We start from the raw sequence: 13,738 nt of genomic DNA, 5'->3' as shown, positions 1-13,738 counted from the left end.
TATTTTTCATTGTTTCATTATTAATAAAGGATTAGATATGGCTAAACTCCAGGACTGTCAATTCATCGAAATTAAAATTGACAACAAACCCGTAAAAGGCGCCTCAACGGAAAGTGCTTATAAAGACTGGATCGAAGGGTATGCTCCGATGGGCATCACCACCTACTCCGGCCCTGACGGTACCTATTTTGATTCAACTCACATTTCCTTATTAGTCACCAAGGAAAGCAGCAACTTTTTTGAGCAGTATTTAAAACGCGGTTATAAAAATATCACTATCACGGTTGTACACCGCGGCTCTGACGAGTTCTCTGCGAACTATGAAATTCAGCGTATCACCTACACTGATTGTAAGATCCAGAGCCTTCGTTACGAAATGCGTGACGATTTATTTATGGATCTCACATTCGTCTTTGAAGGTGAAGTTACCCTCACCATTAATGTACCGAATGCTGCTGGAACTGGCCTCGATAAAATTGGCCCGATTACATACGACATTCCGACAAAAGCGCTTAAATAATAGCGCGTACCGGCTGCCCCGGCGGCCGGTTTTATCCAGGAAGCGCAGGAATGATATATTCATTACTCTCCACCCTCAGTGATAACCACCCTCTTCGTGAAGAGGATGATTATCACTGCGAAGCGCTTACGCATCACGATTTGCTGAAAGAATTAAAAATGTTATTAAGCTCCCGCGCGCGTTATCCCGGCATTGAGGAGATTCCCCTTATTAATACATCGGTGTTGAACTTTGGTATTGATGAGTCATTCCAGCAAATCGATGAATTGCTGCCGCGGCGTAATATTATGGAACATCGGCTGAAAACCGCGATTGCCCGTTTTGAGCCACGGTTAACGCAGGTTTCCATTACCAGCAAGCAGGATAAGCCGGACGAAATTCAATTTAACGTCCAGGCAAATTACTTACAGAAGCGATTAACCATTCAGCTTATCTGGAATGACGATACGGGAGTATTTTATTTCGATGAATAGTTTACTTTCTTATTATCAGAAGGAACTGAACTTCTTAAAAAAGCATGGCCGCGTTTTCGCTGAACGCTTTCCGAAAATAGCCCGTCGGCTTGGCATGATCGAGGGGGAATCCGCCGATCCGCATGTCAGCCGGTTGATTGAATCTTTTGCCTTATTAACATCGCGTATTCATCAGCGGCTGGATGAGGATATGCCTGAAGTGGTCGAGGCGCTCATTGCTTCACTGGCTCCCCAGTTCCTGCGTCCGCTGCCATCAACCTGCATTGTGATGATGGAGCCCGATCCCGCGCGCAGCGGCATCAGCGGCAAAAATATTCTTGCGCCGGGAACCGCACTGTTTACTCGCAACAGCGCCCCGCTGCCCTGCCAGTTTCAAACCATCTACCCGGTAACGCTACTGCCGCTCAGCATCGAGACGGCAAGGCTGCATTTTGACAGCGATATTCTGAACTGGAAGTTACGCCTGCAGTTTCGCGTCTGGCCGGGCGGTGCGATCGGGGCCGAAAAGATCCGCCTCTATCTGCACGGCCAGGACAATGCGGTCAACCTGCTTTATACGGTGCTCTGTTCTGAACTTCAGAGCCTTGGCCTTTCGCAGGGCGAAAGCAGCATCGCGCTGCCCACCACGGCAATCGCCCCGGTGGGTTTTGAGGTGGAAGATGCGCTGCTTACGCGGGATCCCCGCATTGCGCCAATCCATATTCTGCTGCTGGATTATTTTTATTTTCCGCAGAAATTCTCTTTTATTGACCTGCAATTGCCGGAAGGTTTTACCGCCAGCGGTAATGAAACTTTTGAAATTCAGGCTGTTATCAGGCGCAACCGCTTGACAAAAAAACTGGAAAAAATGGCGGATATTGTCGATGCCAGCTTTTTCCGCCTGTTCTGTTCTCCCGCCGTTAATTTGTTTACGCAGCGTGCAGAACCGCTCACGCTTAATGATGCCACCGTCGAGCATCCGGTTATTCCGGATAACCGCTATCCGGGGCTGATTAGTGTCTGGTCAATCGATACCGTTACCGTGCAGCGTAAAAGCGAAGGGCGCATTGATCACTGGCCGGTGCGTTCACTGCTTGAAAGCCACCTGCACGCGGACAATACCGACAACACCGGGCTGTGCTGGCAGAGCACCCACCGGGAAGTGCATGGCCCGCGCGGCGTGGAGCCAACCTGTTTTATTGCTTTCAGTAAAAGCCAGCCCGGCCCGGCTGCGCCGATCGCTGAAGTGGTGACCATCACCATGCGGTGCAGCAACCATTCGCTGCCGCATCAGTTGCAGTATGGTCATCCCGACGGCGATTTTGACGCCGACGCCGCCGTTGCCGCGCTGAAAACCATTGCCCTCACCCATCCGACGCGTCCGCTTAATCCCCCGGAAAAGAGCGCACAACGCTGGCGTTTTCTGGCGCAATTGTCCCTCAATCATCAATTGCTGGCGGGTGAACGCGGCGCACAGCAGCTGGCAGAGATGCTGGCGCTCTATAACCGTGATGTGCAGCCAGGTAAGACGCCCCTCTTTACGTTGATCCAGTCGCTGGAGTGCCAGCCGGTTACCCGCAGGCTGGTCAAAAACGATCCGCACTCGCTGGCCCGTGGCATCAACGTGCTGATGACATTTCGCCACCAGGCGCTGAATGAGCCTGACTATTACCTGTTCTGCTCGTTGCTGGATCGCCTGCTGGCGCTGTACGCCCCGGTCAATAGCTTTATCCGGCTCGCCACCTGTATCGAGCAGGAAGCCGAAACGCTGCACCAGTGGCCGGTGCGCGCCGGGAGGCTGTCATGGCTTTGATTCCGCTTATCAGTAAATTCAATTTCTATCAGCAAATTCGCCTGCTGCTGCGCGGGCTACGCGATGGCAAAAAAACCGATGAAACGTTACTGGATGAAGCGCTGCATCTGACGTCAACCCTTTCGCTGAATGCGCCGGAGGGTGACGTGGAGTCGCTGTCCCAGCCAGCGCCCGGTGAGCCGCTTACGGTGACGGCGTTTCATCATGGTCTGACCGGTGCGATGGGCGCACTGCCTTCGGTGTACACCGAGTGGCTGATTGAACGCCAGTACCGCTACAGCGACGGCAGCGCCAAAGCATTTTTCGATCTCTTTGGCCACCGGCTCTACTGCCTGGATTATCTCGCCTGGCAAAAAAACCATTTATACGCACTCGCTGAATCGACAGATTCCTCGCCGCTCAATATGGCCATCCTTGCGCTTACCGGCCTGACGAATGAAGCGCCCGTCCCGGCAATGGTGAACCACGCCGCGTTATTTGCCGCGCCCGTGCGTTCAATGGTCAACCTGGAGCGCTGGCTGAGTCAGCTTTTTGCTGTCCCGGCGCAGGTGATCCCGTTTACCGGCGGCTGGCGCAGCGTGAGCGATGAGGAGCGCTGCCAGCTCGGCAATCCTCAACACAGGCTGGAAACCGCGCCAATGCTGGGTGCCGCGCGGCGGGAGGTACATGCGCATTTTGATGTCTTGCTCGGCCCGATGTCCGCCGAGTCTTCCCGCCGTTTTATTCCGCAGGGCGCAGCCTGGCAGGATCTCTGGGCGCGTATCCGCGATTACGTCGGCCCGGTAATGGACTTCTCGGTTTCCTTACTGATCAGCCGTTCTTCTCCCGGTTCCAGCCCACTGGGAATGCACGCTTTAGGCGTGGATTTTTGTCTTGGCAGCAGCGCGGGGACTTATCTGCATAAGGTGCAGAAACCTGCCCCGGCCTTTTAAACAGGATTAGGTATGTCGATTATTGAAAAAAGCAAAGAGCAACAACACCACTTTATCGGCTGGAACGGCGACCTCGCCGATTCGCTGCTGCTGGTCTCACTTCGCGGACAGGAATCACTCTCCTCGCCGTATCAATACGAACTGCGTTCGCTGACCAAACTGAAGGAGGCCGATCTGGCACGCTGGCATGGCGAAGCGGTCTCCTGTCGCATCGGCGACGGCAGTCAGTCGCTACCGCAGCGTCATCTGCACGGCGTTGTAACCCGCATTCGTTATGCGCAACGCACCGGGGATGAGGTGGAATGTATTTTCACGCTCGAACCAACACTTTCGCTGCTGCACATGGGGCGCATGATGCGCATCTGGCAAAACACCAGCGTGCCGGATCTGGTCAGTACCCTGCTCAAAAGTTACGGCATCAATGATGTCGAGGTGCAGTTGCATGGCACGTACCCGAAGCGAGAGTACTGCGTGCAGTATCGTGAGTCGGCATTACGTTTTATCCAGCGGATTTTACAGGAAGAAGGGATCTACTACTTTTTCCGCCACAGCGCAGCGGGCCATACCTTAGTGCTGGCCGATCATCCCGCCAGCCATACCCCCATTGGCGGAGAGAAACTCGCCTGGCACCATCAGGGGGAAATCATCACCGGCGGCACGATCGATAGCTGGGAAGCCAGCGTGGCGTTGCTGCCAGCAAGCGTGGCGATTCAGGGCTTCAATATGCCGCAAACCGCCGCGATTGATGATCTGAAAAGCGCCCGCAGTGCTGATAAATCCATCTCCTCCGTGACGTTTACCGATATCACGCCACAGGGTGAACGCGAGTTGATCACCCGCCAGGCGCAAACGGTGATGGCGGCGAAAGAAGCCAATATTCGCCACTTTGCCGCGACGGCGAATGCGCACTGGTTGAGTTGCGGCGAAATCTTCACGCTGAGCGGCCATCCTTCCGGCGACAAAGCGTACAACATCCAGCGCCTGGATCTTGAAGCGGTTAATAACTTTGACGACAACAGCAGTGCCTGCTTTTGCCAGTTGCAGGCGGTAGCGAACGATCAGCCGTGGGTGCCAGCCGCTAACCATCCGCTGCCGGAGATCCCAGGCGTGCTGACGGCAACCGTTGTCGGGCCGGCTTCAGAAGAGATCCACGCCGATGAATATGGCCGCATCAAGATCCACTTCCCGTGGGACAAAGAAAACCCCAATGACGATACCTGCTCCTGCTGGGTGCAGGTGGTACAGCCGTGGAGCGGCGCGAATTTCGGTGCGCAGTTTCTTCCACGCGTCGGCTGTGAAGTGTTGGTCAGCTTTGTGCAGGGACATCCCGATTTCCCGGTGGTCATCGGCACGGTGCATAACGGGCAGAATAAGCCGCCCTTCGCCCTTCCCGCCGGGAAAAACGAGAGCGGTTTTGTGTCGCGCAGCACGCCCAAAGGCAGCGTCGATGAGGGCCATCGCCTGAGTTTCAACGATAAAAAAGGCGAAGAGTTGCTGACCATCATTGCGCAAAAGGATCTCGCGCTGACGGTGAAAAATGATGCCACCAGCACCATCGCCGCCAACCGCAGCACCGAGTTGACCAAAGGCAACGATCTCTTAGTGCTGAAAGAAGGCGATATGAGCGTCACGCTGGAAAAAGGCAACTGGCAACAGCGCGTGACGGGCAATGCCAGCGCAGAGGTAAAGGACGGTGATTACACCCTCAGCGTGACCGGTAATGCCACCACCGAAGTGAAAGACGGCGAGTACAAACTCAGCGTCGCCGGTAATACCACCACCGAAGTGAAAGACGGCGAATACAAACTCAGCGTCGCCGGTAATACCACCACCGAAGTGAAAGACGGTAACTACAAGCTCAGCGTGGCGGGCAATAACACCACCGAGCTGAAGAGTGGCAACTACATGCTTAGCGTGAGCGGCGGCAGCGGCGGTATCAAAACCGATAAAGCGCTGACCTTCGAATCCACGCAAGGCATCGAACTGAAAGTGGGCAGCAACAAAATCAGCCTCTCGCCCAGCGGCATTACGATTAACGGCACCCTGCTCACCCTTGAAGCGAAAGCCACGGCAGAGCTTAAAGGCGCAATGGCCACGGTGTCCGGCAGCGGGATGACGCAGGTTTCAGGCGGCATTATTAACATCGGCTAAGGAGAGCACCATGGCATCCGTTGAATTATCCCACCATCAACAGCTTGCATGCGGCAATTGGGAAGAAGCGCTGCAACAGTGGCGCCAGCAGTATGACTTCAAAACGGTCGTCAGCCAATTGACCGCCCTGCTTCGGCGTTTTGCCAGCACGGATGCGCTGCCGCTGCTGGATGATATCGCCCGCTACGGCCGTCAACCCGACGAGATGCTGCGCTGGCGCATTTTTGAACAGGCGAAGGAGCTGGGTTTTAACACGCCGGCAGGTGCCCTTGCGTTGTCGCTGTTCTGGTCGCAGGGAAGTATGAGCCCGCCGGATCTCGAGCCGGTTTATCCCGATCCGCAACTGAGCCAGCAAATCCTGAATTGTGCGCTGGTAATGTCAGCCTGCCAGCTCTCGGAGTCTCCGACGGAGGGCGTGCGCCTGCTGTTTTCCCACATTGCTGACGGAGGTCTGTGATGGCTCAGCCTGCGGCCCGTGTTTCTGATATGCATACCTGCCCGATGGTGACGCCCGGCGTTCCGCCAATCCCGCATGTCGGCGGGCCCATCATGCCGCCCGGCGTCCCTACGGTGCTGATTGGCGGTCTTCCCGCCGCGACCGTCGGTTCAATGGCGACCTGCGTCGGGCCTGTCGACAGCATCGTGATGGGCAGTGTCAAAGTGCTGATCGGCAAAAAACCGGCCGCACGCATGGGCGATAGCTGTGCGCATGGCGGCGTCATTGTCGCCGGGTGCCCCAAAGTTCTGATCGGATAAGTGAACATGACCTTTGTTGCCGATATCGCGCCACTACTGGCGCCAATTAGCCCGGAAAATCCTGCCGGGGAAAATCTGGAATATGAACTGCTGTTTGACACCATCCGCAGCGCGCGTGAAAGCGACCCGGACTACTTGCCCGAAGGCGACTGGTCGGTAAGCGAACCCCGCAAAGCGGACTGGAATAAAGTGCGGACGCTGAGTGAAAAAGCCCTTACGGAGCAGAGCAAAGATCTGCAACTGGCGTGCTGGCTTGTGGAATCGCGCTGCCATTTGCAGGGGCTTGCCGGGCTGTGCTCGGGCATCGATTTTCTTTGCGCCTTCCTGCAACAGTTCTGGTTTCAGTGCTGGCCTTCGCTTGAGGAAGATGGCGTTTTAGCGCGCCGTAGCCGACTGTCGCGCCTCGATCGCGACATCAGTATGCAGCTTTTTCGCCAGCCGTTGCTGGCGCAAGAGATGACTTCGCTGGCGACCTGGCGGGAGATTCAGGCGTTCGAACAAAAAATTACCAGCCACCCGGAAAGCCGCGAGGAGTTGATAGCGCAGAAAGGCGATCTGTCGATGAGCAGTTTCGATCGGCTGGCGACGCAATTTTCTGCCCATGACATCAGCCAGCAGCTTGCGCTGACGGAACAACTGGCCGCTGCGCTACGGCAATGCGAGGCATGTTATGCCTCGTTGAGTGAGGACCAGGAGGGTGACGTTTTTGTGCTGATTCGCCAGACCCTGGCGGAAATCACCGACTATCTGCAACGCCTGGCGCAACGGGCAATGCCCCTCCCTGCCGATGCGCCTGCTGACAGCGCAGAAGACGCACCGCTGACCACAACGTCGCCCTTCGCCACCTCACAGGTGATGAACCGTGAGTTAGCCATCAGCCAAATGCTGGCTATCGGCGCGTGGTTTCGCCAAACCGAACCCTCCAGCCCGGTGCCGTTTCTGATGGATCGCGCCGCCCGCTGGGCAAATATGACGCTGACCGAATGGCTGGAAGAGATGCTTACCGACGATACCAGCCTGCATGCCATTCATAATGTATTAACAGGACAGAGCCAATAATGCCGGGAAAACATACCCTTATCATTGCTTTTTGCGCTGCGCTGCTTAGCGGGTGTGCAGAGGAAAACCCCGCGCCCGCCACGAAACAGCAGGCCATTGACCAGGTTGCCGCGCCTTTTGCCCAGGGCGCCATCACGTTGGCGATTCAAACCGACCCGGATTTGAATGCGGTACATGGCATCGCCAATAGCTGCACGTTACTGGTTATCCAGGCGCAACAAGCCAATACGCTAAGCAAACTGCTCTCTAACCCTTTCGCTTTAAAGAGCCTGTTCAGTGCCGCGGGCGCGCAGGATGAGATCTTAAAAGTTGACCGCTATGCCGCCATGCCGGGACAGCGCACAACGCTGCATATCGATCGCAGCGAGAATACCCGTTACCTCGCAGTGGTTGCCGGTTATTACCCGTTCCCGCAAAAGCAACATATGGCGCTTATCCGCATTCCCGTCACCACCGAAAGTTCCGGCTGGTGGACGCCGCGCTGGCATGCACAACTGGCGCCGGTAACGCTATCCCTTCATCTCGGTAGCAACAGCATGACGCAGTTTACCGGCGCGGAACGCGAACCGCTGCGCCTGCAAAATGCGACGCCCGCGCCTGCATCCTCCCCTGCCAGGCAAGGAAGCTGATATGTACCCAGAACTTCAGCAGATTTACTGGTATTCGGGTGTTTATCTACAGCCGCAACATTTGCAGTCTGTCGATCTGCATCATCACTACATGCTGTCACGCCATCGCCAACTGGCGCAGCCGTGGAATGTTGGGCTGATTGAGTTGGTGTTTAACCCGGAAACGTTGGTTGATTTCACGCTAAAAATTGAACACCTGAAGGCGCTGTTACCTTCCGGGGATTATCTGGAGTTTCCCGGCAACTGTAGCCTGCAGCCGCGACAATTTCGCCAGGCATGGAAACAACTGGAGAAACCGTTAACCCTATGGCTGGCGCTGCGCCGTTTCGACCCAGGCCATGTGAATGTCGGTGACTCGCCAAACAGCCGTTGGTTTAAAGCACCGGAAGAAGGCGTAATGAAAGATGTCTACTTCGACGGGCCGGAGTGCAGCGTCTCACGCATTCTTTATAACGTACAGATCCTCACCGACAGCGAGAAAGAGGCGGTGGTGGATTGTGAATTTATTCCCCTTCTGCGGCTGCGCTATGACACCGATCGGGTGATCCCTGACGCCAGTTTTTGTCCTCCACTGGTCAGCCTTGGCAGCACGCCGGTGCTGAAAAATCTGCTGGACGGTCTGTATGCCGAGCTGGCAAACCGCGCCTATAAACTCGAGGAGTACAAACGCCCGGAACAGAGCAATACCGCCCAGCGCGGCGATATGACGCAACTGTTGGTGATGCGCTCGCTTAACCGGGTTCTGCCGTTGCTGCACCACTACTGTCGTACGCCGGGCATGCATCCGTGGCCTGTTTACGGTCTGCTGGCGCAACTGATTGGCGAACTCTCCAGTTTCAGCGATCGCTGTTCATTTAATGGTGAATGGGCCGGTGAGACGATGCGCCTGTTGCCGTATGACCACTATGACCTTTACGCCTGTTTCGCCAGCGCGAAAACCCTTCTGCTTTCACTGCTCAATAACCTGGCGCTGGAAGATAACGTCTGGATCACCTTCGTGCCGACCAGCCAACGCATCTTTATCGGCGATTTGTCGTCACTCGGCGGACAACAGGGCGACAGCGTGTTGCTGCGGCTGCGTTCAGAGCAGCAACTCCCCGGCACAACCGAGAGCAGCGGTTTCAAAGTGGCACCGGGTTCGGCGATCGGTAAGCTGATTCAACATGCGCTGCCGGGGATTGCCGCTACGGCGCTGAATCCCGCTCCGCGTGGCGTGCCGCAGAGCAAAAACGCGGTCTATTACCAACTGAACCAACAGGATGAGCTGTGGAAGAAGATCGACCAGGAGCAGAGCCTGGCGTTTTATTGGGATGATGCGCCCGACGATCTGCAAGTCCAGGCCGTCTTTATGGGGGTGTCATGAGCGAGCTTCTTGATAGCTATCTGCCCGTCTTCAGGCAAGTACTGGAGATGATTGCAGAGCCAACATCGTTTACCGATTACGCCGACGCGCGGCAAGGGTGCCTTGTCCGGCTGGAACAGGCAATGCAACGAGCCGGCCGACAGGATGCCAGCGAAGAGGAGAAAGCGGCCGCGCAGTTTGCGGTTATCGCCTGGATCGATGAAACGGTGCTCTGTTCCTCCTTGCCGTGGCGCGAGCGCTGGCAGAGTGAATTATTGCAGCGTAAGTATCTGAATATCACCGTCGCCGGAGAGCGATTTTTTACCTGTCTGGCGCAGCTTGAGCCTGCCTGGCATCAGGCGAGAAAGGTCTTTCTCTTCTGTCTGCAAAATGGTTTTCACGGTCAGTACAGCACGCCCGAAGATGACGAGCCGTTGCAGGAGATCATTACAGAGCAGCGTGCGCTGTGCTTGCCTGCGTCATGGCTAAGCTGGCCAAACGACAGCGCGATCACGCCCGCGACATGCGGACAAACCATCGCCACGCCGCTGCATAAACGCCTGCTACTGCGGACAACCGTGACTCTGTTGCTGCTGTACGGATTTTTACTTTTGCTTCTTTATCACTACACAAACTGACCTCTATGTTTAAGAAATTAGCCTGTTTTACTGGCTGGCTGGCGGTACTGTGCCTGTCGCTGATCTTCAGTTTTATGCTCGGCCTGTGGCAAGGATGGAGCACGCCAGGGATCCTGCTGCTGTGGCTGCTGGTCATGGTGCTGGCCGCGCTGCTGTGGCACTCGCTCCCCGAGTTATTGCTGCTTATCAGGGGGAAAAAAGGCCGCCGCTGGTTCACAAAATACCGCTTATCGCGCCGGGAATATGTGCTGTTTAATCACTGGAAAGCGGGAGCCTCGGTCATCAGGCGCATTAAGCGTCGGCGCACGCATCTTCCGTGGTATTTGCTGGTTGGTGAACGCTGTGGCAAAAGTACGCTGCTGGCCAGCGCAGGGTTGCCCCGTTTTTATGGTGATAGCGTCGATGGCATCACAGCCCCAACCCGCACGCTGCGGTGGTGGTTTTTCCGCGATTTGTGCGTGCTCGATCTGTCGAGCAATTTTTTAAACGGTGCTGCCAGCTTCCGCCAGGCCTGGAGCAAACTTGCCCGCTGGTGCACGCACATTCCCGCGCCGGGCGGCATCATCATAGCGTTGCCGATGAGCCAGTTAATGCGTGGCGATCTCAGCCAATTGCATGCGCTGGCTCGCCAGCAACGTAGCCTTATCGAACCGTTGGTCCGGCACTATGGCGAGCGCTTGCCACTCTACGTGTTGGTCACCCAGTGCGATAAGTTTCCAGGTTTCAGTTTGTGGCAGCATCAGCTTTCTGACGCCCAGCGCCAGCAGGCGCTGGGTTATACATGGAGTGTGCCGCCGCATATTGATGGCCAGGACGACACCACGCTGCAACCGCTATTCACCCGTCTGCATGAAGGCTTTTCTCTCGTGCGGCTGAGTATGGCGCGCCCGGCCACGCTCAGCGCGCCTGAGTACAATGCCCTGCTGGATTTCCCGGAAGCGTTCGCCCGGCTGGAACCCGCCCTGCGCTACACGCTGGCCGCCCTGTGCGAAGCCAACGCCTATTTCAGCCCGGCCACGCTAAAGAGCATCTGGTTTTGCGCCGCCGAACCTCAGGTGGAAAATCAGGGTCGCCGCAGCAGCTATTTCATCCAGGAGTTGTTGACCCGCCACCTTCCGGCATTGAGTTTAAAAAGAAGCGGGCTGCGCTGGTATCAGCGTTCCTTCGGCAGAACGTGCTGCTACACCGCAGCCGGTATCTGCGCCCTCTGGCTGGCGATAAGTGCCAGTATGAGCGCCATGCGCTTGCGCCCGGGGCTGGCTGAATTAGCGCCGGATAAGCTAGCGGCGTTTGTTGCCGCAGACGAGCAACATGCCACGCTGGCGCTGCCCTGGCTGCCGTTTATGCCTTTATTCAACCAGCAACAACGCGAGGCTGAAACGTTGCTTGCCCGCATTCCAGTGACGGCCCGCCCTGCCCGGCAGACGCTGGAAGCGTATCAGCAACGCGCCCTTCACGCGTCGCCCGCGCAACAGCGGCACGCCATTCTGCAACTGGCTGCGGCAGTCACGCGCTGGCGACAAATGCAGCAAGGTACGCCGCTGGATACCCTCGCCGAAGCCGCGCCGATCAGCGACGAACTGACGCAAAATGTCTATCCGCCGACGCTATCGCCGCTGACCCGGCTGGCGCTGGAGCGTTATTACATGCAGCGTCCCTATGGCGAACGCTGGTTGCAGAACGCACAACGGGTGCTGGAAAATCTGGTCAATCACGATCTGTCGTTACGCTGGTTACAGGCTCCGGACGCCGCATTTCCGCCGCTGCACGCGGCAACGTTCTGGCCAGCCTTACCCGATTCACTGGCTCTCGACGGGAGATGGACGCAGGCCGGTGAAGCCACCGTTAATCAATGGATGGCAGAGATTGAAGCCGCTGCCGGGCGCACTGAACCGGTTTTTCAGCCATTGCGCGAAAGCTGGCAACAAGTGAGGCAGCAGGCATGGCGTCACTATCTGATCGACGTGACGGCGCATCTTTCACCGGATGAAACAGGCACGGTGTCGCGCCGCCAGCTGATTGCTATCAGCCAGAATCAAAGCCCGGCGATGCGCTTTGCCGCCCGCATTGTTGACGAGCTTGACACCATTGCGCCGGAACACGCACAGCCCTGGCTGACCACGCTGCGTGACGTTCAGACGCTCGCCCGCGCGGGCGATGGTGCCGCGCTGCTGCAACGCACAGAGCGGATCAACAATCAACTGCGCCAGTCGCTTGCCGCCTGGTTTCAGGGCAAAAGCCAAACGGCTGCGGCCGCCACCGCGCAATCTGCTCAACAGGCGTGGCTCGCGTGGCAAAAATCCCGGAACAGCGCCGTTACTGCAGCCGTAGCGCAGGAGAAACCCGGTGATACGTTAACGCGCGGGCTTTTTACCCCCGGGCAACAAAAACCGGACACCAACCCGCTGGGTACTCTCCTGCCGGCACTGGCCACGTTGCAGGAACGCGTTTCCCCCGATGAGCCCGATGCGGATGTGGCGGCAGTGTGGCGGCTGTATCAGGATGATGCCCGCACGCTACTGGCGAACGCGATGGCCAGCAGCGCTTGTTGGTTGAATACGCAATGGAAAAGCAGCGTGATTTGGCCGCTGGGGAAAAATGCCGAAAAACGCAGCTATGAAGAGCAACAAACGCTGAGCCAGCAACTGGTGGGCAATTTCCTGCGCGGCCCGGCGAAGCCCATGCTGTCGGTGGACAATAATGGTCTTCGCGCCGCCGGTTTTGCTGGCATGACGCTGCCCTTAACGGCGGAATTTAGTCAGTATCTCCGTAACGCCTTTCCCCCGGATATTCTTCAGGATCTGCCGCAACGCACCACCACCAAAGTCCAGGATCGGAAAGCAACGTTGCAGGCCAAAGTTGCGGCGCTTGAGTTGCAACAAAGCAAGCTCGAAAAACAGGTTGTGAAAACGACGGTCACCAGCTTGCCAGCCACTATCGCTGAAGGCGCGCAGGTGATCCCAACCGGAACACAACTGTTACTGAACTGCCAGAAAGGCGGCCAGGTGCTCAGCAGTATGAATTTTGCCGACAAGGCCGATTTCACCTGGCAGCCGGGCCAGTGCCGCGGCGTCACGCTAAGCGTTACGTTCCCTGATTTTGTCGCGGTCGATCAGATTAATGGCGACGATGCCTGGCCGTGGTTTGTCAGCCTGTTCTCTTCAGGAGAAACCCTGATCGACAGCCGTGATTTCGGTGACAGCGCAGAGTTGCTTAAGCGATTAGGCATCAAACAGATCCTCGTTCGTTTCGCCATGTCCAACACTCAGCCCCTTGAGGAGGCGTGGCAAAGCTGGAAAACGAACGCCGATGAAATCAGTTCCCTCACTCAACAAATCAGCGATCTCAACGAGCAGTCAGCGTATCCGCAACCTGACGAGTTAGCGGCGCACGCGCTTTCTGGTTTGCCCGACGAAATCGCACAGTGTCAGTAACACCATTGAAGG

12 protein-coding genes are annotated in these 13,738 nt (G+C 56.6%); all 12 read left to right on the top strand.

All coding sequences use genetic code 11. The annotated features are described in order from the left end of the window. Positions 1-37: 37 nt before the first annotated feature. From AWR26_RS11250 to AWR26_RS11195, 12 genes are read left to right on the top strand one after another with little or no spacing between them, the layout of a single operon-like run. Complete coding sequence (locus AWR26_RS11250) at positions 38-520, top strand: Hcp family type VI secretion system effector (protein ID WP_064565867.1); 483 nt, start codon at positions 38-40, stop codon at positions 518-520. Between the two features lie 50 nt (positions 521-570). Beyond that, entirely contained in the window at positions 571-993 is a 423-nt protein-coding gene (locus AWR26_RS11245) for a GPW/gp25 family protein (protein ID WP_064565865.1), read from the top strand. Further along, positions 986-2,785, top strand: a complete 1,800-nt coding sequence (tssF, locus tag AWR26_RS11240) for a type VI secretion system baseplate subunit TssF (RefSeq protein ID WP_064565863.1) — start codon at positions 986-988, stop codon at positions 2,783-2,785. The genes AWR26_RS11245 and tssF overlap by 8 nt, the downstream gene beginning before the upstream one ends. Further along, positions 2,776-3,717: a type VI secretion system baseplate subunit TssG gene (gene tssG, locus AWR26_RS11235; RefSeq protein ID WP_064565861.1), complete on the top strand. Its 942-nt coding sequence runs from the start codon at positions 2,776-2,778 to the stop codon at positions 3,715-3,717. The genes tssF and tssG overlap by 10 nt, the downstream gene beginning before the upstream one ends. Positions 3,718-3,729: 12 nt before the next feature. Beyond that, positions 3,730-5,868 carry a type VI secretion system Vgr family protein gene (locus AWR26_RS11230; protein WP_064565859.1) on the top strand — a complete coding sequence of 713 codons (2,139 nt, stop codon included), beginning with the start codon at positions 3,730-3,732 and terminating at the stop codon, positions 5,866-5,868. Between the two features lie 10 nt (positions 5,869-5,878). Next, positions 5,879-6,325 (top strand): DUF6931 family protein, encoded by a 447-nt coding sequence (locus AWR26_RS11225; protein ID WP_064565857.1) that lies wholly within the window; start codon positions 5,879-5,881, stop codon positions 6,323-6,325. Next, entirely contained in the window at positions 6,325-6,624 is a 300-nt protein-coding gene (locus tag AWR26_RS11220; RefSeq protein ID WP_043953333.1) for a PAAR domain-containing protein, read from the top strand. Before AWR26_RS11225 ends, AWR26_RS11220 begins: the two co-directional genes overlap by 1 nt. 6 nt (positions 6,625-6,630) lie before the next feature. Further along, entirely contained in the window at positions 6,631-7,683 is a 1,053-nt protein-coding gene (tssA, locus tag AWR26_RS11215; protein ID WP_064565855.1) for a type VI secretion system protein TssA, read from the top strand. Beyond that, a complete protein-coding gene (tssJ, locus tag AWR26_RS11210) occupies positions 7,683-8,312 on the top strand; it encodes a type VI secretion system lipoprotein TssJ (protein ID WP_064565853.1) in 630 nt (209 codons plus the stop codon). Before tssA ends, tssJ begins: the two co-directional genes overlap by 1 nt. Position 8,313: 1 nt before the next feature. Then, entirely contained in the window at positions 8,314-9,675 is a 1,362-nt protein-coding gene (gene tssK / locus AWR26_RS11205) for a type VI secretion system baseplate subunit TssK (RefSeq protein ID WP_064565851.1), read from the top strand. Beyond that, positions 9,672-10,292 (top strand): DotU family type IV/VI secretion system protein, encoded by a 621-nt coding sequence (locus AWR26_RS11200; RefSeq protein ID WP_064565849.1) that lies wholly within the window; start codon positions 9,672-9,674, stop codon positions 10,290-10,292. Before tssK ends, AWR26_RS11200 begins: the two co-directional genes overlap by 4 nt. A 5-nt stretch (positions 10,293-10,297) precedes the next feature. Beyond that, positions 10,298-13,726, top strand: coding sequence for a type VI secretion protein IcmF/TssM N-terminal domain-containing protein (locus tag AWR26_RS11195; protein WP_064565847.1), 3,429 nt, complete (start codon positions 10,298-10,300; stop codon positions 13,724-13,726). Positions 13,727-13,738 lie beyond the last annotated feature (12 nt).

This window comes from Kosakonia oryzae (genome assembly GCF_001658025.2).
In the GTDB taxonomy this organism is placed as follows: Bacteria; Pseudomonadota; Gammaproteobacteria; order Enterobacterales; family Enterobacteriaceae; genus Kosakonia; species Kosakonia oryzae.
Note: the sequence above shows the minus strand (reverse complement) of the source record. Positions and strands in the feature narration are given on the sequence as shown.